The sequence below is a fragment of the Pseudomonas mucoides genome (assembly GCF_015461845.1).
Taxonomy (GTDB): Bacteria; Pseudomonadota; Gammaproteobacteria; order Pseudomonadales; family Pseudomonadaceae; genus Aquipseudomonas; species Aquipseudomonas mucoides.
The window spans coordinates 188,402-208,780 of the sequence record NZ_JACOPW010000001.1 but is presented as its reverse complement, the minus strand read 5'-3'; the positions used below and the strand labels follow the sequence as shown (position 1 = coordinate 208,780).

24 protein-coding genes are annotated in these 20,379 nt (G+C 58.6%); 12 read left to right on the top strand and 12 right to left on the bottom strand.

Features of this window, described 5'->3' with window-relative positions:
- Window positions 1-189 precede the first annotated feature (189 nt).
- Window positions 190-762, top strand: coding sequence for a cytochrome b (locus tag H8F22_RS00970; RefSeq protein ID WP_027925354.1), 573 nt, complete (start codon window positions 190-192; stop codon window positions 760-762).
- 302 nt (window positions 763-1,064) lie between these two features.
- On the opposite strand, the gene H8F22_RS00965 is transcribed toward H8F22_RS00970, so the two are convergent.
- Together H8F22_RS00965 and H8F22_RS00960 are read right to left on the bottom strand one after the other, a co-directional pair.
- Window positions 1,065-1,499: a DUF2721 domain-containing protein gene (locus H8F22_RS00965; protein WP_032833640.1), complete on the bottom strand. Its 435-nt coding sequence runs from the start codon at window positions 1,497-1,499 to the stop codon at window positions 1,065-1,067.
- Window positions 1,500-1,742: 243 nt separating this feature from the next.
- Window positions 1,743-4,268 carry an arylsulfatase gene (locus tag H8F22_RS00960; protein ID WP_194939636.1) on the bottom strand — a complete coding sequence of 842 codons (2,526 nt, stop codon included), beginning with the start codon at window positions 4,266-4,268 and terminating at the stop codon, window positions 1,743-1,745.
- 191 nt (window positions 4,269-4,459) lie between these two features.
- Here H8F22_RS00960 and H8F22_RS00955 point away from each other — a divergent pair, with 191 nt between their 5' ends.
- Window positions 4,460-5,575 carry a formylglycine-generating enzyme family protein gene (locus H8F22_RS00955; protein ID WP_194939635.1) on the top strand — a complete coding sequence of 372 codons (1,116 nt, stop codon included), beginning with the start codon at window positions 4,460-4,462 and terminating at the stop codon, window positions 5,573-5,575.
- 120 nt (window positions 5,576-5,695) lie between these two features.
- On the opposite strand, the gene H8F22_RS00950 is transcribed toward H8F22_RS00955, so the two are convergent.
- Window positions 5,696-6,292 carry an eCIS core domain-containing protein gene (locus H8F22_RS00950; protein ID WP_194939634.1) on the bottom strand — a complete coding sequence of 199 codons (597 nt, stop codon included), beginning with the start codon at window positions 6,290-6,292 and terminating at the stop codon, window positions 5,696-5,698.
- 174 nt (window positions 6,293-6,466) lie between these two features.
- Between H8F22_RS00950 and H8F22_RS00945 the strand changes: the two genes are divergently transcribed.
- The gene (locus tag H8F22_RS00945; RefSeq protein ID WP_194939633.1) at window positions 6,467-6,943 is read left to right on the top strand and encodes a VOC family protein; all 477 of its coding nucleotides are present in this window, start codon (window positions 6,467-6,469) and stop codon (window positions 6,941-6,943) included.
- Window positions 6,944-7,031: 88 nt separating this feature from the next.
- Here H8F22_RS00945 and H8F22_RS00940 read toward each other — a convergent pair whose 3' ends face one another.
- Together H8F22_RS00940 and H8F22_RS00935 are read right to left on the bottom strand one after the other, a co-directional pair.
- Entirely contained in the window at window positions 7,032-8,135 is a 1,104-nt protein-coding gene (locus tag H8F22_RS00940; RefSeq protein WP_027925358.1) for a DNA alkylation repair protein, read from the bottom strand.
- 25 nt (window positions 8,136-8,160) lie between these two features.
- Complete coding sequence (locus H8F22_RS00935; protein ID WP_194939632.1) at window positions 8,161-8,772, bottom strand: glutathione S-transferase; 612 nt, start codon at window positions 8,770-8,772, stop codon at window positions 8,161-8,163.
- 366 nt (window positions 8,773-9,138) lie between these two features.
- Here H8F22_RS00935 and H8F22_RS00930 point away from each other — a divergent pair, with 366 nt between their 5' ends.
- The 3 genes from H8F22_RS00930 (at window position 9,139) to H8F22_RS00920 (ending at window position 11,671) form a co-directional block, all read left to right on the top strand.
- The gene (locus H8F22_RS00930) at window positions 9,139-9,543 is read left to right on the top strand and encodes a TraR/DksA family transcriptional regulator (RefSeq protein ID WP_007907888.1); all 405 of its coding nucleotides are present in this window, start codon (window positions 9,139-9,141) and stop codon (window positions 9,541-9,543) included.
- A gap of 160 nt (window positions 9,544-9,703) precedes the next feature.
- Window positions 9,704-11,347, top strand: coding sequence for a methyl-accepting chemotaxis protein (locus H8F22_RS00925; RefSeq protein WP_407692643.1), 1,644 nt, complete (start codon window positions 9,704-9,706; stop codon window positions 11,345-11,347).
- A gap of 120 nt (window positions 11,348-11,467) precedes the next feature.
- Entirely contained in the window at window positions 11,468-11,671 is a 204-nt protein-coding gene (locus tag H8F22_RS00920; RefSeq protein WP_059181031.1) for a hypothetical protein, read from the top strand.
- Window positions 11,672-11,680: 9 nt separating this feature from the next.
- Here H8F22_RS00920 and H8F22_RS00915 read toward each other — a convergent pair whose 3' ends face one another.
- From H8F22_RS00915 to H8F22_RS32500, 3 genes are all read right to left on the bottom strand, one after another.
- Window positions 11,681-11,920: a DUF2789 domain-containing protein gene (locus tag H8F22_RS00915; RefSeq protein ID WP_027925362.1), complete on the bottom strand. Its 240-nt coding sequence runs from the start codon at window positions 11,918-11,920 to the stop codon at window positions 11,681-11,683.
- A 130-nt stretch (window positions 11,921-12,050) separates the two neighbouring features.
- The gene (locus H8F22_RS00910; protein WP_027925363.1) at window positions 12,051-12,281 is read right to left on the bottom strand and encodes a hypothetical protein; all 231 of its coding nucleotides are present in this window, start codon (window positions 12,279-12,281) and stop codon (window positions 12,051-12,053) included.
- Between the two features lie 158 nt (window positions 12,282-12,439).
- Window positions 12,440-12,688: a hypothetical protein gene (locus tag H8F22_RS32500; RefSeq protein WP_081744002.1), complete on the bottom strand. Its 249-nt coding sequence runs from the start codon at window positions 12,686-12,688 to the stop codon at window positions 12,440-12,442.
- Between the two features lie 431 nt (window positions 12,689-13,119).
- Here H8F22_RS32500 and H8F22_RS00905 point away from each other — a divergent pair, with 431 nt between their 5' ends.
- The 4 genes from H8F22_RS00905 to H8F22_RS00890 all read left to right on the top strand — a co-directional run bounded on the left by H8F22_RS00905 (window position 13,120) and on the right by H8F22_RS00890 (window position 15,418).
- Window positions 13,120-13,569 (top strand): hypothetical protein, encoded by a 450-nt coding sequence (locus tag H8F22_RS00905; protein WP_172825907.1) that lies wholly within the window; start codon window positions 13,120-13,122, stop codon window positions 13,567-13,569.
- The gene (locus H8F22_RS00900; protein WP_194939630.1) at window positions 13,569-13,772 is read left to right on the top strand and encodes a hypothetical protein; all 204 of its coding nucleotides are present in this window, start codon (window positions 13,569-13,571) and stop codon (window positions 13,770-13,772) included. Before H8F22_RS00905 ends, H8F22_RS00900 begins: the two co-directional genes overlap by 1 nt.
- A gap of 117 nt (window positions 13,773-13,889) precedes the next feature.
- Entirely contained in the window at window positions 13,890-14,906 is a 1,017-nt protein-coding gene (locus tag H8F22_RS00895) for an ABC transporter substrate-binding protein (protein ID WP_194939629.1), read from the top strand.
- Window positions 14,907-14,980: 74 nt separating this feature from the next.
- Window positions 14,981-15,418, top strand: a complete 438-nt coding sequence (locus tag H8F22_RS00890; protein WP_027925367.1) for a DUF3995 domain-containing protein — start codon at window positions 14,981-14,983, stop codon at window positions 15,416-15,418.
- Window positions 15,419-15,478: 60 nt separating this feature from the next.
- Here the strand turns inward: H8F22_RS00890 and H8F22_RS00885 are convergent, their stop codons facing one another.
- On the bottom strand, window positions 15,479-16,138 hold the full coding sequence (locus H8F22_RS00885) for a methyltransferase family protein (RefSeq protein ID WP_194939628.1): 660 nt from the start codon (window positions 16,136-16,138) through the stop codon (window positions 15,479-15,481).
- A 52-nt stretch (window positions 16,139-16,190) separates the two neighbouring features.
- A complete protein-coding gene (locus H8F22_RS00880) occupies window positions 16,191-17,138 on the bottom strand; it encodes a GlxA family transcriptional regulator (protein WP_194939627.1) in 948 nt (315 codons plus the stop codon).
- A 124-nt stretch (window positions 17,139-17,262) separates the two neighbouring features.
- On the opposite strand from H8F22_RS00880, the gene H8F22_RS00875 reads away from it, so the two are divergent.
- Window positions 17,263-18,054, top strand: a complete 792-nt coding sequence (locus tag H8F22_RS00875) for an SDR family NAD(P)-dependent oxidoreductase (RefSeq protein ID WP_027925370.1) — start codon at window positions 17,263-17,265, stop codon at window positions 18,052-18,054.
- Between the two features lie 65 nt (window positions 18,055-18,119).
- Entirely contained in the window at window positions 18,120-19,049 is a 930-nt protein-coding gene (locus tag H8F22_RS00870; protein ID WP_059181026.1) for a pyridoxal-phosphate dependent enzyme, read from the top strand.
- A gap of 52 nt (window positions 19,050-19,101) precedes the next feature.
- Here the strand turns inward: H8F22_RS00870 and H8F22_RS00865 are convergent, their stop codons facing one another.
- Both H8F22_RS00865 and H8F22_RS00860 read right to left on the bottom strand, forming a co-directional pair.
- Window positions 19,102-19,419, bottom strand: a complete 318-nt coding sequence (locus tag H8F22_RS00865; protein ID WP_027925372.1) for a DUF2388 domain-containing protein — start codon at window positions 19,417-19,419, stop codon at window positions 19,102-19,104.
- Window positions 19,420-19,514: 95 nt separating this feature from the next.
- Entirely contained in the window at window positions 19,515-20,288 is a 774-nt protein-coding gene (locus H8F22_RS00860) for a hypothetical protein (RefSeq protein WP_027925373.1), read from the bottom strand.
- Window positions 20,289-20,379: the final 91 nt, after the last annotated feature.

The window sequence follows — 20,379 nt, the reverse complement described above, 5'->3', positions numbered from 1 at the left end:
GGTTCAATTGAGGAAGAGTATTGAAGGCAATACTTAAGAGAGTCTGAAGGTGGAAAAAAGGAGGAGGGCAGCGGTCTTCAGACTGCCTTAAGACTTGGCGGGCAATGTGCGGCCAGTCAGTTCGGTGACACATCGGACCCAGGTAAGGCGAATGACTCGCCAGCCGGCAACAACTTTACGAGGCCCCTTATGACCCGCGACTCAGCAGCACCTCGCTATGGAAAACTGTCGATGATCATGCACTGGCTGATGCTGGGCTTGTTTGTCGGCGTCTACACCAGTATCGAGCTCAAAGGCATGCTCCCCCGCGGGCATGCGTTGAAGGGCCTGTTTCTGGGGCTTCATGGGCTGTTCGGGTTGAGCATTTTCATATTGGTCTGGGTGAGGCTGCTGGGGCGACTCACGCCTCGTCCGCCCATCACCCCGGCATTGCCCCTGTGGCAGACCGGCATTTCGCACCTGATGCATCTGGCGTTGTACGGATTGATGATCGCCACCCCGCTGCTGGCCTGGCTGATGCTCTCGGCCGGCGGCAAGCCGATGCCCTATTTCGGGTTCTACCTGCCGTCATTGGTGGCGGTTGATCCTGATCTGGCCCGGCAGTTCAAGCATTGGCACGAACTGCTCGGCAGCGCCGGTTACTGGCTGATCGGTTTGCACGCGGCAGCGGGGCTGTTTCATCACTATTGGGTCCGCGACAACACCCTGACCCGCATGCTGCCGGGCCGATCCGGCAATGCGGTCAATCAGCGCCAGCGATGATCTTGAATTTGGTGCGGGCCAGGCAAAAAGACAATACACGGACTATTGAAGTCCCCTGAATACCCCTCAGGCAAAACACAACCCCCTGTAGGCGTGAGCCTGCTCGCGAAGACGGCCGCCCATCCAGCACCGATGCTGAGTGACACATCGCCATCGCGAGCAGGCTCACGCCTACAGGGATTTCGTTCGCCTGAGGCAGTGCGTCATTTGCCTCTGTTCCGCTGACGATGAGCACGGCGATAGCGTTACACCATCGCTCTGTGTCTCGGGACTCCGGACTGGGTATTTGCAATTTGAATCGGTCACAGGTGTTCATCTGCCGAACTAACACTGATTTTAGCTTCCTGGGCGAATCGAAAAAGACCTACACCGAGGAAGTACGTGGCAACGACGAAAAGTAGACCGGCACCATAGGCGTACTTGAAACCGATGAACTCGGTTAAAAAGATAATAGCGAGCAGCAGGGTGGCGCACAGTCCGCCGCGTAAAGAAGACAGGATACCGGCGCTCAATAAGTCAGCCCTCCGCCGCAATCGCTCCAGGTCGACCCTGAGGTGCGCACGGCTCAGGTCGTCTTCGGGGATCGCATTGAGTACCCGTGTACGGTCGATGACAACTGATAACCTCGAAGACATTAACGAAACGAACGCCGCTATTGCACCCAAGAAAAACGTAGGGGCTGTTGCTTGTGAAAAGATGTGGGACAACCGTACAGCGTCAGGAATGAACTCGTTCAATTGAGAGCCCCCCTATAGGCCGAGTATCTGCCATTTTCCAGGCTGGAATAAGGCGCCACTTGGAACTCACTGCCTCCTCCAGATCGCATCGCCGCAACAAACACAGCTTTGGCATCCCGTTTCGCGGAGGTTGGCCGGCGGTTGGATAGCGACGGTTTAGTTGCAACCGTCGCCGGGTCAATTTACTCCTTGGTTCGTCGGCGCGCGTGCAACCTGTATCGCCGCGTATTTTGAATTCATGCGTTACTCTTTGCCGCTTTCGATGGCTTGCTGGGCCTGCTTCAACTTCTCGATATCGGCTTGGGTCAACTCGGGACGGTCAATCTTCAGCGTCAGTTTGTTCAGCTTGCCGGTGAACGTGAACGGCGGCAGATAGTCAGCGTCGTTGACCCCGGTGAGGGTGTCAGATCCGATATCCAGACTTTCATCCCAGGCCAGGGTGAAGGGAAGGCTGTGCTCCATTTTGTGTTGGTCGACGACTTTGCCGTCCACCTTGAGCGTGCCCATTCCGCCGAGACCGACGCCCGAAAAACTGTTGAACGCCAGCGTTGCAGCGCCGAGACCGTCGTACTTGAAGTCGAATTCCAGCACATGTTTGCCCGGTGTGAGCGCGTCGGCACCAGCCCAGCGTACCCGCTCCAGATCGATCAGGTTCCACAGGAACACCGGTTTGCTCTTCAGAAGGTAGAAGCCGTAGCCAGCGAAACGTCCGCCCTGGGTGATCAACATGCCTTCGGCACCGTTATCGCCAACTTCCACCTCGGCTGTGTAGGTGTAGGACGTATTCAGCACGCTCGGCGCATCGCCATTGGGTGTGCCCTTCAGAGGATGTTCCCAGGTGAACACGTTGCGTCCGGCCGTAATGCTCGGCCTTGGGGCTATCATCCGCGGCAGTACTGAAGTGTCGAGCGGCAGTACCTGATACTTGCGCGCTTCATCCATGAACATGGCCTGCAGCTGTTTGAGCTTCTCCGGGTTCTGCAACGCCAGATCGGTGGACTGTGAGTAGTCCTCGTTCAGGTTGTACAACTCCCATTGCATCTGCATGGGGTCGGAGGCTTTGGCGGTCATATTCCAAGGGGCCCGCACCACTTTGGTACTGGCCATCCAGCCGTCGTGGTAGAGCGCGTGGTCGCCGAGCATTTCGAAGTATTGAGTCTTGTGGGCAGAGGGGGCCTGGGCGTTTGTCTTGTCGAAGGTGTAAAGCAGGCTGTTGCCTTCAATGGGCTTCTGGGCAATGCCGTTGACCGTGTTCGGCGCACTGACGCCGGTGGCCTCCAGGATGGTCGGCACAATGTCGATGACGTGGTGGAACTGGGTACGGATGCCGCCCTTGTCGGTGATTCGCGAGGGCCAGGAAATGGCCATGCCCTGACGCACGCCGCCCAGGTGCGATGCGATCTGCTTGACCCATGTAAAGGGCACATCAAAGGCCCAGGCCCAGCCAGCAGCCATGTGGTTGTAGGTCTGGTCGCTGCCCCAGGCGTCGTAGTATTTCTTCAGTTGCAACTCGACCGGTATTTGCACGCCGTTGAACATGGCGACTTCATTAGGTGTTCCGAACATCTGCCCTTCAGCACTGGTGCCGTTGTCGCCGGTGATATAGATGATCAGGGTGTTGTCCAGTTTGCCCATGTCCTCGATGGACTGGATCACGCGGCCGATCTCATGGTCGGTATAGGCCTCGTAAGCGGCGAACACCTCAACCTGGCGGATATACAACTTCTTCTGGTCGGCGCTCAGGCTGTTCCAGTCGGGCAACAGATCGTTGGGCCAAGGGGTCAGTCGGGTGTCCGGCGGAATCACACCGAGCTTTTTCTGGTTGGCAAAGATAGTCTCGCGCAGCTGGTTCCAGCCGCCATCGAAGAGGTGCATGTCGCTGATCTTCTTGATCCACTCCTGCGTAGCGTTATGTGGCGCGTGGGTGCCGCCGGGTGCGTAGTAGACAAAGAATGGACGGTCCGGGGTCAGGGCGTTCATGCGTTGCATGTAGTCGATCGCATCGTCGGCCATTGCCGTGGTCAGGTTCCAGCCAGGCTTGCCCTCGAATGGATAGATTTGTGTGGTGTTGCGGAACAGGTTGGGCTGCCACTGATTGGTGTCGCCACCGATAAAGCCATAGAAGTACTCAAACCCCATACCGGTTGGCCACTGACCGAAGGGCCCGGCCTGGCTGGCCTGGAAGGCTGGGGTGTTGTGATCCTTGCCGAACCAGGAGGTGTGGTAACCGTTATCTTGCAAAATGCGGCCGATCGTCGACGTGTTTTTTTCGATGATGCTGTCATAGCCGGGATAACCGGTGGCCGTTTCGGAAACAGTCCCGAAACCGACCGAGTGGTGGTTACGTCCGGTAATGAGTGCCGCGCGGGTCGGTGAGCACAGCGCGGTGGAGTTGAATTGGGTGTAGCGCAGGCCGTTGGCCGCGATGCGATCCATGGCGGGCGTTGGAATCACCCCGCCAAAGGTGCTGGATACCCCGTAGCCAGCGTCATCGGTGATGATCAGCAGCACATTCGGCGCGCCCTTGGGCGGCACGATGGTCGCCGGCCAGTAGGGTTTGGAGCTTTGCGCAATGTCCGTGATCGTGCCCCCGAACGGTATGTCGGGCGCCGGTAGCTGATCGCCGGAAATGATTCGGGTGGTGCTGGTCGTGCCCGGCGGACCATTGAGTTGATCGGCCTGAGGGTTGTTGGTGTACACGCCGAGGGCAAGGCATAGCAGCAGGGGAGAGACGGTTCGCCGCACCGAGGTTGAACGAGGAGGGATCATCATTGGCTCCTGTTTGGGAACACACCGCTGCAAACGGGTTGCCGCTCGGACAGGGAATGTGCGCGATTAAAAGTGGCCTGTGTTGGTGTTGCCTTTATTGATATTTGTCAATTGAACCAGTCTTTGCAGGTGCGCTCGGTCAGCGATCAACCGCACAATCCTCGCAGCCAGACAAACCCGTGGACGCGCCGATGCAGCTCAAGAACAAACGCTGGAGCAATGCCATTGTTGCAGTCGGACTTCTGACTGTCGGCCTGGCTTTCGCGGTGTATCAGCACCTTCGTGATCCATCGCCCATGACGCTGGGTGATGGAAAAAATGGCCCCCCGGAGATGGTCTGGATTCCTGCCGGCGAGTTCTTGATGGGGAGCGATAACAAGAAGGCGAAGCCCAGTGAGGGGCCGGCTCACAAGGTTCGGCTCGATGGTTTCTGGATTGACCGTCATGATGTCACTAATGCCGATTTCGCCCGCTTCATTGCTGAAACACATTACGTCACTACTGCCGAACGCAAGCCTGAATGGGACGATCTGAAAGTACAGCTACCCGCAGGTACTCCAGAGCCGGACGACAGTGTCATGGTGCCTGGCGCATTGGTTTTCGTGGGCACGGACAGGCCAATCCCCCTGGATGATTTCAGCCAGTGGTGGGCATTTGTTCCCGGGGCCAACTGGCGTCATCCGTCAGGCCCGGGCAGTAGCATCGAGGGCAAGGAAACCCATCCGGTCGTTCAGGTTTCACATGAAGACGCGGAGGCGTACGCGCAGTGGGCACATAAACGTCTGCTGACCGAGGCGGAATGGGAATACGCCGCAAGAGGGGGGCTGAAACAAGCGGACTATGCGTGGGGGAATGATTTCACGCCGGGCGGCCAAAAAATGGCCAACACCTGGGATGAGGTACAACCGTTTCCAGTGACCGGGTCCAGCAATACATTCAAGATTGGCACCCAACCGGTAGGAAGTTACAAACCTAACGCGTATGGGCTGTACGACATGTCCGGGAACGTTTGGCAGTGGGTCGCCGATTGGTATCGTACTGATGCCTTTAACCTTGAACTCAAACGTCAGTCAGCTGGCGGAGTCTCGTCTAACCCGGTGGGGCCGCCGGACAGCTATGACCCAGCACTCGGGGCAACGGCCAACGCGCCTCAGCGTGTGATTCGAGGTGGATCTTTTCTTTGTAGCGACAGCTACTGCACGAGCTTTCGAACCAGTGCCAGGCAGGGGGCGGATCCGATGAATGCCATGTCACATCTCGGATTTCGCTTGGCGATGAGCAATGATCAATGGAAAAAGATCCGCTGAATACAATCCGCACGCTGGTGTCGCGTAGTGCCGTCAAAAATGTTCGGCCAAGGCGCCCAACCCCTTGAGGGTTCTCTGGTATCGACAGCTCCCCTGGACAACAACCAGCTTTGCAACGCTTCAGTCATTGCCTTCCCGCACCCACCGCCTGACTTCACCCTGCACGGCATACGCTGGCGCCTCCACCGCATTGAAATCCTGCGTATACCGCTGGGCAAATCCCTCAACTCCCCATTCCTGAAACTGCTGGACATGCTTCAGCTCATGAGCCCAGAGCGCAATGTTCACTTCTGCCGTTTGAGCATCCCGAAAGAGGATGACGTCGATCAGCGTCACCGCACCGACATCGGGGTTTTGCAGCATGGCCGCGGCGGCGGTGAATTGGCCGTTATCGCTCACTTTATAGCGCGCGGCATCGAGCACGCCGGGGTCATACCAGCGCAACAGTTGCTCGCGAATGTGCGGTGGAATGGGTTGAGTATCGGCAGTGGCTGCTTCAGCCCGGGCTTGAGTCAGCCACATCGCCAAGGCGGGTGCGGCGATCTGGTAGATGCCATCAGGTGGCAGGCCGAGCAGTTGCCCCACGTCTGGCAGGCAAATGCAGCTATCCAGGCACACTTGTTTTTCACCCGCAGGGCAGGGACTGGTCTGGGCGGGCACTTCAAGGGGCAGGCAAAGAAAAAGCAGCGTCATCAGGCGCTTGGTGATGGGCGGCATTGGGCGCTCCAGGGACGGATGCGGCGCGAACAGTGGATCAAAATTGATCGACGACCCGGATCGCTTTAGCCTAGACCCGAATCAACCCCATCAGCATAATTCCAAAAAGGGGGGGACTTGTTTTCCATGTCTCATCCAAGGGTCAACAGGACGCCGGGGCGGCAGGAGCATGCAATGGAACTGAAGTTCAGCCACATCGATGTACTGGTCAATAGTCTCGACGAAGCCTGTGCTTACTACGCGAACATACTGCAAGCCAGGATCTCTAGAACCCTCATTTGGGAACGCGGTGGTCTGCACGTGCACTACGCGATTGCGCTGATCGGTCAAGAGCGCTTCATGTTGGTACAGCCGTTGGCGGGGAACCTGAAGGAACTGTTGGACGCCTCGGGCGAGGGGATGATTTATCGCCATTGCTACTCGACACCGGACATCGAGAAGGCCTTTGACGAATTGATAGCCGCCGGTGTTCAGCCGGAAGATGAAAACGGCAAGCCATTGGCCCGCGCGAACCTGCAATCCCCATCCGGGACACGCATCCTCTGGTTGCCCAAGCGTTTCGGGCACTTCTCTATCGAAATCCTGGAAGAGAAGGCGCTGGAGGCATTTGTTGCGGCGGCGTTCGAGGACGAGGTCCTCCCAGTCCGGTAAGCGCGGTACTCCTGTGGTAATGGGGGGGCTGATTGGCGACTGCATCGCCGCCGAACGCTGCCTTGCGTTGCTCGTCAGCGGCTACAGGTCAGGGGAGGATTTCGAATGCGGTGCTGGCCAGGCGTTCGCCGTTTACGAGGATGTGCACGGCATGCACGCCCATGTAGTGTTTGCGGGTGGTGAGTTCTTTGATCTGCTGGCCACGGCTGACGAGTTCGCTGGCGTTGCCGGGCAGCGTCAAGGTCTTGAGCTTGAACACCTTCGCCGACGTGCTGCCATTGGCTTTGACGTAATCAATCGCATAGTCGATCACCAGTCGTTGGCTGTCGGGTACGGTGGATTTCACACCAAACGACAGGGTGATTTTCTCTCCGAGCCGAATCACCGCCGGCTCGACCGTCACCCCGACAATCTCGACCTCAGCCTTGCCACTGGCGCCAATAATCGCCAGCGCTCGCTGATTGCCCTGTTTGATCAAGCTGCGCAACGCATGCCTGGCAATCCACGCCGTGTGCTTGTTATCCAGCGCCCAACCCTCGATCAGGTCCAGCACCCATTCCGGATGATCCTTGGTGATGTCATTGAGGTGGTTGGCCACGGACTTGCGCACATAAAGGCTTTCATCCGCCTTCAGGTTGTCGAGAATCGGCGCCGCCAGCGTCGGATCTGCCTGGACCTGCTCCAACCGGAACGACCACGGCAAGCGCGGTCGGCTGCCTTCGCTGGCCAGGCGTCGGACATGCTCATTCTGATCCCGCGACCATTCCTGCATCAGCGCCAATGAACGCTGCAAATCACTGCGCAGAAAATACCGAACCGCAAATTCCGCCGAGCCAAACGCGGTGAAATACTTGAGCGCCTCCATCGACTGCTCGAAATCATGTTCGCCATACATCGCCACATAATGCGGCAGCGAAATGCTGACGAAACCACTGTTCAGCCGAGGGGCGAGGGCGCGCAGCACCTCAAGCGACTCGTCATACCCCAGCGGCAGCACCGCATGCAGGCATTCACTGACCCGCGCCATGCGCTGCATGATCGACAGGTCGGCGAGGCCGTCGTTGGCCATCCTCAGGAAGGCCTTGGCCTTGAACCCGGGGTAAACCGCCGTCATTTCGGTTGCGATGTGCTTGAGGCGCTCGGCGTTGAAGATTTCCTTCAGCGCCGGGGCGGGTTGTTCGGCGGCGGTCATGGGTGAGTCCGGTCGGGTGGGCGGCTCAGGTTATCGGGGTATTGATGAACGCCTCAAGCTTTTCTGCCTGCGCGGTGAAGGCGGCAATTCGCGGGAAGCGCTCGGCATCGACCTGATCCGGGATCACCAGATGGGTGAAGCTCCAGGCGACTGCCACTGTAATCCCGTCCTGCGCGATCAAGGCGCCATTCGCTAACGGCTGCTTTTCCAGTTCACGTTCAAGTGATGAATAAGCGGCGGCCAATTGGCCTTCGACGCGTTCGACCCACGGTTGAAACTGGATCTCGGCGGGACGCAGGTTGCGCTCGTAATAAAGTTGCACTGATTTTTCGCACGCCGCCAACGCCAGGCCGATCACCCGCAAGGCGCGCAGCCGCTGCTTGAGGTCGCTGGGCATCAGGCTTTTGCCGGGGCCGGCGAGGGCTTCGAGATAGTCGATGATCAGGGTTGAATCCATCAACACGTCGCCGTCGTCCAGCACGAGCGTCGGCGCCTTGACCACCGGGTTGATCTGTTGAAATTGCTCGAAGTGCCGAAACACTGAGACCGATTGGTGCTCCAGGTTGATGCCCAGGTGTTGGGCAGAAATGGCCACGCGCCTTACGTAGGGTGAATCCAGCATGCCGATCAGCTTCATTAATACACTCCTGCAGAGGACCCATTCGGGACGGTCAACCTTAGCTGAGGATCCGCGCCCTGCAAGCAAAGGGAGGGCTTGTGCGGCCGTTTGTCTTCTATATACAGCCGCTCGATTGAATTTCTTGCTATAAACGCACTCCGATAACCGCCGCAACGGTCGCAGTAGAGCACTTTGCGTACCTTGTCGGACAAATTCGCTGACTTTTCAGTTGCTGGGGCCTCAAGTCGGCCTTAGACTGCCGCCCCTCGTAAATTGAGTGCCGGGTGGCGCTTGGAATAAACGGCGCCTTTCCGATGGCCTTCAACAGGTCCGCCGGAACGCTCCCTAATTCGCCTTAATGCACGTTTTTTTATAGAGATATCAATGACAAAGGACAAGTTGCTGGCCATGCCGGCGGATGACTACATGAATGCTGAGCAACATGCTTTTTTCAGCGAGCTGTTGCAGAACATGAAAGTCGAAACCCATGAGCGCATCGAGCAGAACCGCATCGCCATCGAGAGCCTGGACACCCCGGCCGATCCGGCAGACGCGGCTTCTGTCGAAGAAGAGCGCACCTGGCTGGTCAACGCGATCGATCGCGACCAGCGCATGCTGCCTCAGTTGGAACAGGCTCTGGAACGCATCAAAGAAGACAGCTTCGGCTGGTGCGACGACAGCGGCGAGGCCATTGGCCTGAAACGCCTGCTGATCAGCCCGACCACCAAGTACTGCATCGAAGCGCAAGAGCGTCACGAACAGATCGACAAGCACCAGCGTCAGGCCTGATTTCGTAGCGCCCCGCATCGCGGGCGAGCCTCACTCCCAAAGGAGCAAGGCTGGCCCGCGATGCTTTTTTTCGTCTGTAAAAAAGCTCATGCGCCTCTATTGATCTACTGCACTACCCACGACTAATGGACCATAGATAATGGCCTTGTAGTGGCGTTTAATGCGAAGACAACAATTAGAAGATCGTGGGGTGACGAAGATGACGAGAGACGGATCTCTGGCGACGGCCGCGCCTGCGCCAGTACTTTTGCCGAAAAACCCCTGGCTGACGCCGACCCTGCAAAGCATCGCCCTGATGCTGTTGTTGTGCGGCATGGCGCTGGGTGGATGGCCGCTTTACCTCGGCTTGCCGTTGGCGGTGATGATTATCTGGTTGCCGCGTCTGCGTTCCCGCGCTGCGCCTCAAGACTCGCCGGCGGAAAACGCCAGCGCCATCACCACATTGACCCGCGATCTTTCCTACACCACCAGCCATAACGCACTGTCTGCGGCTGGCGTGGCCTTTTCAGTCAAGCAACTGGCGGACAAGCTGCAATCGCAACTCAGCGCGGCGGCGCAGATTGTCCGCAATGCCGAGGCAATGATCGCGACCGAAGAAGTCACGTCCAAGCTCAGCCGCGAAGCGCTCGGCGCCGCCAGTGAAGCGCATCAGAGCGGTGCCGCCGGGCGTAAGGAGTTGATCGAGTCCATCGCCCGCATGCATCAACTCAGCGAACGCGCCAGCAACAGTCGCGAGCTGATCGAGGCCCTGAGCCTGCGCAGCGACGATATCCAGCGGGTGACGCTTGTGATCCAGTCCATCGCCAGCCAGACCAATCTGCTGGCATTGAACGCCGCGATCGAAGCGGCGCGGGCCGGGGAGCACGGGCGCGGTTTCGCGGTGGTGGCCGATGAAGTACGGGGCTTGGCCGCGCGGACCGCGACGGCGACCGGTGAAGTCGGCGAGATGGTCGCCGATATCCAGCAACGCACCGCCCAGGTCGTCGAGCAGATCCGCCAACTCTCCAGCGACCTCGATACAGGTGTCGAGCAAGTCGAGCATACCGGTCAGCACCTGGAAAACATTGCGCGCCTGGCGGCGGGTGTCGAGCATCAGGTCGGGGAAATCGCCCGTGGCGCCGACACCAATCGCGAACAACTCGACAGCCTGTTTCATGCCATCGAACAGATGCGCAGCGATCTGGCGATCAGCGACCAGCAGACCCAGCGTCTGGCCCAGGCCGCCGTGCAAATGGAAGGGCAGGCCGAATCCATCAGCGAGCGCCTGGCCGAAGTCGGACTGGATGACTATCACCAACGGATTTATGACCTGGCCCGGGAAGGCGCAAGCCAGATTGCCGCGCGTTTCGAAGCGGATATCGACCAGGGACGTGTCAGTCTCGATGACTTGTTTGATCGCAATTATCAGGCGATCCCCAATACCAGCCCGGCCAAGTTCCAGACCCGCTTCGACCGCTACACCGATCAGGTCCTGCCGACGATTCAGGAGCCGTTGTTGCCGCGTCATGAAGGGCTGGTGTTTGCCATCGCCTGCACACAGCAGGGTTATGTGCCGACTCATAACACGGTCTTCAGCCAGCCGCTGACGGGCGATGCGACGGTCGATACTTTGCAAAACCGCACCAAGCGCAAATTCGCTGATCGCACCGGTATCCGCTGCGGCAGCCATCAGCAGCCGGTGTTGTTGCAGACGTATACCCGCGACACCGGCGAACTGATGCACGATCTCTCTGTGCCCATCCTCGTCAAGGGCCGGCATTGGGGCGGTTTGCGCCTGGGTTACAAACCACAAGGGCCACGCTAGCCGCTGGCGATTGTTACGATTCCGGCAACGAAGCTGTGCAGCCTCGTTGCTGTTTCCTCTCGGATGAACTCATTAACATGCCTTCATTGTTAGGTTGCTAATGAAATTCGAGAGGCCAGCATGCAAAGCAAATTGGATATCGCGGTGATGATTGGCAGCGGGGTGCCCGCCTGTTTGCGCGCGATGGGACAGAGCGTTTGTTGGGTGGTACTGCTCAACGGCGAGCGCCGGGGGACGGCGTTTTCCAGTCGCGGTGAGGCAGAGGAGTGCAGGGCTGCCTGGCTGGCGCAATTGAACGTCGAATCAGCGGGCAGCCTGCACTGACTGTGCTGGCTAGTGACGCTGGTGCAGGCGCAGATTCAGGTCGTCGACCACTCGCGCCCAATCGGCGTCTTTACGTATCTGTTCTTTGAGGAAGCCGGCTTGCTGCGGGGTCCAGAACTCGGCGTCGATCATTTTTTTGTCTCCGGCCAACGGTGAATGGCTGGCGATGAAATCGTCGATGCCTTTTTGGCTGGAGTCCAGACCGAGTTGGTCGAACAAACCTTTCAAGTCGTGTGTAGGTGAATCCATGTTCATCTCCTGGTGGGTCGCGTCGAATGCGAGATCTGAAGGGCGGCTTCATTGCATCTGAGGCGGCCGCGCTTCAGGAGTTCGATGGATGTTCAAAAACAGGAGTGAGCATAGACGGCAAATTTGATGATCAGGCTTTCAATGCCCCTGCATCGACGGCAGCCTTCAGTTCAATGGCCGCTTCCTGAGCGGCGATGGCGGCGACATCTGCCGTTTTGAACCAGCGATCTTTCTCGACCTGGTGATACGTCACCGTGGTCAATTTTGGTTTGGCGCGCATGACTATCACTGCCTGGAATTCGCCGTCGATCTCTCTGGCTTCGCCCCGGATAATAAATTCGCCGATATCAAATTCCGTCACGTAGCAGCCTTCCCTTGGAAATGTTTTGTTGTTTTGAGCGCCGTCCGACGTGGGAACGGGTTTCATGGGGCGGGCAGTATGGCAGTAGTTGCCCGCCGACGGCTGAGTTAACTCGACGGTGTGACGAAACGTCTATTGGAATGAACTCAGGCGTGGCTTTATTCGCGTGATTCAAGTGAGCGAGCAAGCGCACAAGCCTGGTTGTGGTCACCGCGGAAACCTCTGACGCGTCCTGTGGAAGTTTCCTTGATATGGAAAAACGCGTTACCGGCTAGGACGACCTGGAACCTGGGTCGGGCAGGGCTTACAGGAGGGAAGGGCGGTTGTTCGTATAACGCCTGCGACAGCGCTAAGGCGTCGTGCGTGTAAGGCGATTGGTCGGTTGCAAAGTGAGTCATTGTGCACATATGAAGTCCTTTTCATTGTTTTGCCGACGTATGTATGCCGTTTTGGCTAGTCTCTGTCAGCATCGCTGCTCTAGAATCGCCATCAAGGGTGGGCGAATGGTGTCCATCTAAAGCAATTTTTTGCGTGCGATATGTCGGAAAAGTGCTTTTCTTGTAGGGTTTTTTCCTTAAAGTTGGTAGTCCTGTTTTCTCTGGCAGCAAGAAGGGCATTTTCCTTCAACATCTGACGACGTTGAGGGAAGACGGCGCGAGTGTTATTCCAGTACGCTCACTGACCTCGCGATGCATAAGCCCTCTGCCCGGATCAGGATTTCAACCCGGTTTATTTGCTAGACCCTCGGCATGGCCGCTTTTTTCTGCTGCGCGTTTGTCCTGCGTGCGGCATCCATTTCAGATGTGGGGATGTTTCCTTGGCAGTAAGTAATCTCGATATGCATGCTTTGTTCGTGCTGGGTGATTTGCGCGCAAAGTTGGTTAAACAGTTTCAATCTCGTTTCGTCTATGTCACCGAACAGAACGCCGAAGGCATTTACATTGCCGAGATCGACACCGAAGAAGCACTGGTGGTGGATGACAAGCCAGGGCTCAAACTCAAGGTTGGCGATCATTTCAGCGCCTCGGTCCTGCCCAGTCGCGAAGGCGGCAAGCTGGACATCAAGTTCCGCGAGATCAAACTCACGGTGTATGGCTTGGGCGATTACGCGTTTGTCACCACCGCCGATGGCCAGGCGATTGTGTTCAAGGAAGGTCATAGCGTGGTGATGGTGTTTGCCGCTCATCAACAGTTGCAGGAAGGCCTGACCAAAACCCTGAAAGCCGTGACCGCCAAAGCCGCCAAGTGGCGCAAGGGCGAGCTGGTGACCTTCAAGGCCAGCGAGTAATGACCCTGACCCGCGCCGACTTCCACGAACAGAACCAGGCCAGTGCCCACACTGAAGCCCTTCGGATGTTCGAGCAGAAGGCTGTTCTGCAGGGAGCCTGGCTGAATTGGGTGGCGTCACAGCTCTATACGCTGCGCCCGGCGGCGTACGCCAGCATGGTCAGAAGAGAGCTATCCCTCTTGCAGGAATCTTCCGAAAATTAAATCCCGTCCCTCGAAATCAGGATCCTCTACTACAGTCAATTGACTGAATATTTTGAGGCTTGCGGTCTTTCATCAGGCCATCCTGCTATTGCTGTGAACAGCACGAGGTGCAAAAGCATGAAAGGATTTCGACGGTTACTGGCTGCGTCCGTGGCCAGTTTCGGGTTGTTGACGTCACCTGTTCCGGTGTTCGCCGCCCAGGCACCGATCCACTTCGCCGACCTGAATTGGGAAAGCGGCAGCCTGATCACCGATATCCTGCGGATCATTGTCGAGAAGGGCTACGGGCTACCGACGGATACCTTGCCGGGCACCACCATTACCCTGGAGACCGCCCTGGCCAATAATGACATTCAGGTCATTGGTGAAGAATGGGCCGGCCGCAGCCCGGTCTGGGTCAAGGCTGAGGCCGAAGGCAAGGTCGCCAGCCTGGGCGATACGGTCAAAGGCGCGACCGAAGGGTGGTGGGTTCCGGAGTACGTGATCAAGGGCGACCCGGCCAAAGGCATCAAGCCACTGGCGCCGGGGCTGCGCAGTGTCAGCGACCTGCCCAAGTACAAAGACGTGTTCAGCGACCCGGAATCCCCTGGCAAGGGCCGCTTCCTCAACAGCCCGATCGGCTGGACCTCGGAAGTGGTGAACAAGCAGAAGCTCACCGCCTATGGCCTGAACGACAGCTATGTGAATTTTCGCAGCGGTTCCGGAGCGGCGCTGGACGCGGAAATCACCTCATCTATCCATCGCGGCAAGCCGGTGCTGTTCTATTACTGGTCACCGACGCCCTTGCTCGGACGCTTCAAGCTGATCCAGCTGGAGGAGCCACCGTTCGACGCCGACGCCTGGAAGACCCTGACCGACGCTGACAATCCAAATCCCAAGCCAACCCGTTCACTGGCCTCGAAGCTGTCCATCGGTGTGTCTACGCCGTTTCAAAAACAGTACCCGCAGATCACCGAGTTCTTCAGCAAGGTCGATTTGCCCATCGATCCCTTGAACAAGGCCCTGGCCGAGATGAGCGAAAAACACACCCCGCCACGCCAGGCTGCGGAAGCATTCATGAAGGCGCACCCGGATGTCTGGAAGGCGTGGTTGCCCAAGGAGGTGGCCGATAAAGTTTCCGCCGAACTGAAGTAAACCGCTGATCCACACAACTTCATTCGCTATCGCCGCCCGGAGCACGTGTGCTCTCACTGGATGGATAACTGAATATGAACCTGTTGGTTGCGCAATGGATGGCTTCAATCTTTTTGATGATCAGCCTGGTCCATGTGTATTGGGCGTCGGGTGGCAAGTTGGGCAGTGAGGCGGCGGTACCGCGATTGCCCGGGGAGGGGGGCGCGCAATCAAGGCCTGCGTTCAAGCCGTCGGGGTTGGTGACGTTGCTGGTGGCGGTGGGATTGCTGCTGATCGCGATGCTGGTGTGCCTGCGGGTCGGGCTGTGCTTGCCGGCGGTGCAGGACGTGTGGCTGCAATGGGTGATCAGTGGCATCGCGATACTGATGTTCGCCCGGGCGATTGGCGATTCGAACCTGGTCGGGTTTTTCAAAGAGGTGAAGGATTCGAAGTTTGCCCGGCTCGATACGTGGGTGTATTCGCCGTTGTGCGTGGCGTTGGGGGCGGGGTTGTTGACGGTGGCCTGGATTTGAGTGGCTACTGATATCGCTATCGCTATCGCGAGCAAGCTCGGCTCCTACATCTATGGGGGGCTAATAGAGTCCAGGTATCAGCCGCCAGGTCGTGGCGCAATACGCCTCATACTCCCCACCAAACTGCGCCCTCAACAACGCCTCTTCCGAGTGAATCCGCGCAATCAGCGGAATCACCGTCAACGCCGCCAGCAACAGCCCGACCCCCGAACGAAAGGCCAGCGCCCAGCCCACGGCAATCACTAGCATCCCCAGGTAACTGGGGTTGCGCAGGCACCGGTAAATTCCGTCGGTGACCAGCGTGTGCCCCGGCTGAATCGCCACCAGGCCGCTGAAGCGCTTGCCCAGTACAAACACCGGCCACAAGCGTAGCGCGCCGCCGAGGCAGAACAACAATGCGCCCATCCAGCGCAGGCCTTCGCCGCCAAAGGTCCAGAAGTCGATCCGGTCGGTGTAGGCTGGCAGGAATCCGCTGAGCAACCCGATCACCCCGAACGCCGGCAGCACCCAGCGATTGGCCCGGTCTTCCCGTTCGCCGGAACTCAGATTGACCTCGGTGAACAGCGACAACACGGTCATGACCACGGTTGCGAGGGCAACCACCACCAACGACCCATGGGCAAAAAACGCCGCAAACCCGCCCATGCCCCACACGGCAAGACCGAGGTAGGCAAGGGTGCCGACGATGGCGAAGAACGCCAGTTTGGCCGAGATTTTCATGGGCGCCTCCTGATGAGCCTTGGCCCGTTTCAGTTTAGATGCCCACGGTTGTTCACGCGTTCAACTCGGCCCTGGCATTGCGCCGGATCACTTGCGGCGGTTGGCCGAATGCCCTTAAAAAGGCTTCGCGCATGCGGCGTCGGTCGGTAAAACCGGCCTCGGTGGCGATCTGGTCGAGGGTCAGGCGCCCGCGTTCGAGCATCTGCCGTGCCGCTTCCAGACGCAGGTTTTCGATGGCCTTGGCTGGCGTCTGTCCGGTCTCGGCGCGAAAACTGCGGCTGAATTGCCGCGGGCTCAGGCGCGCCACGTCGGCCAGTTGCTCCACCGAGAGCGGCGAGGCCAGGTGTTCCTGGGCGTAGCCAAGAACAGTCTGAATGCGGTCAGATTTTGGCGCCAATTCGAGCAATGCCGAATGCTGGGACTGGCCACCCGCACGACGCTGGTACATCACCAGTTTCTGCGCCACGGAACGCGCCAGTTCCGCGCCGTGATCCTTCTCGACCATGGCCAGCGCCAGGTCGATGCCGGCGGTCATGCCGGCCGAGGTCCAGATCGGGCCGTCGACCACGTAGATGCGGTCTTCTTCCACCTTGATCGAGGGAAAACGCGCTTGCAGGTCTCGGGCATACGCCCAGTGAGTGGTGGCCCGCCGTCCGTCGAGCAGACCGGCCTGCGCCAGCACGAACGCCCCGGAACAAATTGACACCATCCGCCGTGCGGTGCTCACGCTGTCGCGCAGGTAGGTCAGCACGCTGTCGGGCGCCTGTTGGACGATGCAATCGCCGCCGACCACGATCACCGTATCAAATACCCGCTCACCGAACGCCAGGGTTCCGACGCTCAATCCCCCGGAGGCGCGCAGGGTGCTGCCATCTTCGGAGACTACGCTGACGTCATACAGCGTCTCACCGGCGCTGAAGTTGGCGTACTCGAACACCGGCATGGCGGCCAGCGCCATGGACTGGAAACCCTCGAACACCACAAATGCCACGCTAGTCATTGCCAGACCCTCAAAAGGACATGTCCTGAAAACGTACTTTAAACGTCATTTGAGACAAGTGTAAGAGCCTCTATAACTGTTCGCACCCGGCGAACTGATCGCCTCACTGTGAAGGAAACTCGACATGGCTCTCTCATCCAAAGGCACCGCATTGATCACTGGCGCATCGTCGGGCATCGGCGCGGTGTATGCCGACCGTCTCGCGCGTCAGGGTTACGACCTGATTCTGGTCGCCCGCAGTCAGACCAAACTGAACGCTCTGGCGAACCACTTGAGCAATGAAACCGGGCGCGCGGTGGAGGTGGTCGCCGCCGATTTGAAAGTCAAAGCCGATGTGCTGCGAGTCGAGGACATCCTGCGTAACGACGCCAGCATCACCTTGTTGGTCAACAACGCCGGCGTCGGCGCTGTCATGCCATTGCTGGGCAGCCCGGTCGATGAGATGGAAGACATGATCACCCTCAACGTTACCGCGCTGATGCGTCTGGCCTACGCCGTGGTGCCAGGCTTCGTCGGCCGTGGCACCGGCACTGTGATCAACATTTCGTCGATCGTTGCCGTCGCGCCAGAAATCCTCAACGGTGTGTACGGCGGAACCAAGGCTTTTGTCTTGGGCTTGAGTCAGTCGATGCACCACGAACTGGCGGACAAAGGCATTCGTGTCCAGGCGGTATTGCCCGGCGCGACCGCAACCGATTTCTGGAACGAAGCCGGCAACCCGGTGGAAAACCTGCCGCAAGAGATCGTGATGTCGGCGCAAGAAATGGTTGATGCCGCGCTGGTAGGTTTGGCAAACGGCGAAGTGGTGACCGTGCCGAGCCTGCACGACGGCGAACAATGGGACCGTTACGAAGCGCAGCGTCAGACTCTGTCGGGGTTGTTCGGCAACTCCAGCGCCGCAGCGCGCTATCGCTAAACCGGGGGCGGCGGGCAGGGTGAACTAAGCTTGGATAAGAATGGTTCACCTTTGGGACACCCGCGATGCTTCACATCAAGACACCGTTGATCCTGCACCTGGGCCTGTCGACACCGACCCGACGAATCTGGTTGAAGATGGAAAACCTGCAACCCAGCGGTTCGTTCAAGCTGCGTGGCATGGGGTTACTGTGCAGTCAGGCCAAGGCGCAGGGAAAAAGCCGAGTGGTGTGTCCTTCGGGGGGCAATGCCGGTTTTGCCACTGCTATTGCTGCCGCCAGCCTCGGGTTGAGCGCCTGCATTGTGGTACCGCACACCACCCCTGAATCAACCCGCGCGAGGATCCGCAAAACCGGTGCCGAAGTGATTGTGCACGGCAAGGTCTGGGACGAGGCCAATCAACGGGCCAAAGAACTTTCACAGGACGCCGACACCGAATACGTACCGGCCTTCGATCACCCCGTATTGTGGGAAGGGCACAGCACGCTGGTCGATGAAGTGCTGGAGGTGTGTCCTCAAGTGGATGTGATGGTGACGTCGGTGGGGGGCGCAGGCTTGCTGGCGGGCATTCTCACAGGGCTGATGCGCCATGGGCGCACGGATTGCCGGATCATCGCTTGCGAAACCGAGGGTGCCGCTTCTTTCGCGGCGGCCATGAAAGCCGGGCATCCGGTCCGGTTGCCGCGCATCGATACCGTGGCGACCTCGCTGGGCGCGGCGAAGGTGGCGGCCTGGCCGGTGCGGCACCTGCGCGATTTCCGTCACCAATGCGTCGTGCTCAGCGATGAGGACGCGATCATGGGGGTCGTCCGTTTTGCCAGCGACCTGCGTCAGCTGGTGGAGCCAGCGTGTGGTGTGTCATTGGCGGTGGCGTACCTCGACCATCCCGCCATAGCCGATGCGCACGACGTGGTGATCGTGGTCTGTGGCGGGGTGAGTGTCAGTGCGCAATTAGTCGCCGGGTGGGCACGTTTGTCCGCAGGGAAAGCGAAGTAGGGCTGTAAACGCACTCCAGGTGTCACAAGCCCCACCGCTGTTTCCACGGACTTTATTGGCCGGCAGCATCGCCTTCCTGGATCAGGATGGCGCGAGCCAGGTCTTCATCGGTGGCGTTGAGTCCGGGATTGTCCTGACGGATTTTTTTCAGCACCGATTCCAGATAAACCCCGCGAATAGCACCACCACTGGCCACGAAGCTGGAAGCGTCATCCCGCGCGGGAATCATGAGTTTATGGTCCTTGAAGGTCGAGTACAGCGAAGCGGAGACCCCGGCCGACGTGGCAACATCGCCCGCATCCACTTTGGCCATAGCCGAGCCGAAGGGTAAACACAGCATCAGGGAAGAGATGATAATCAGACGGCGCATGACGGTGTCCTCTGAAAGCGTGAAGCAAATAGGAAGTACCTCATAGTTTAGGATGCGCGGCGAGCGCCAGGAGTTCCTTGACCGAAAAATTTCGTTCAAAAACGCACTATTGCTCCGGTGGTCAGCCACTGATCACGTTCCCCTGTCAGATTGCGTCCCGCCACCACATCAACGTCGATACGCTCGCCAAGGTGAAACCGTGGACCGGCCTGCCATGCCTGTTCAGCACCTCGTTGGCCATAGCGTTCGGCAATCAGCGTCAGTGACCGGGCCAGGTCGTATTCGACGCCGGTGCCCCAGGTCCAACGATGGTGTTGTGCCCCGTCGTCATAGGCCTGAGCCCATCCCGTGTTGAGGTTCAGGCGCAGTGCTCGAATCGGCTGGTAGGTGAACGGAAGGTTCAATTCGCTGCCATCGAAAACGTGTGCCCGGTTGAAAGCGAAATGCGCCGTGCCTGCCAGCGCCCATTCAAGACCGAGATCTTCTCGCGCAAACAGTGAGGTCTTGAACTGCGGGCTCAGTTGAGTTTCCGAGTCTGCGTCATCGCGACTGTGCGCAATGGCCGCGCCGAGTTGCAGGGTGGGCAGCCCCTTCAACGTGCAGTCCTGGGACAACGATGCGTTGCTCGATGAGTGATTATGGCGACCGCTCTGGTACCAGGTGTCGATGTTGCATTCGCCCGGTGCATTGATCGCGGCATCATCCACCACGTACGCACCGCCGGCCGCTTTGGCTTTGGACATCACTGTCAGGAGTGCGATCAGGCTCAGGGTGATACTGACGAACCACAGATTGCGCCGCACCCTTCGACCTTGCACGGGTGGCAGGTTGCGCACAAAAGACATGAATTCACGAGTCGGTTTCTGCATGAGGTTTACCTCGAAGTTTTCATTTGAAAAGCAGCCCCCTTTTAACCACACCCCCCTGTAGCAGCTGTCGAGACCCGGCGAGGCTGCGTCC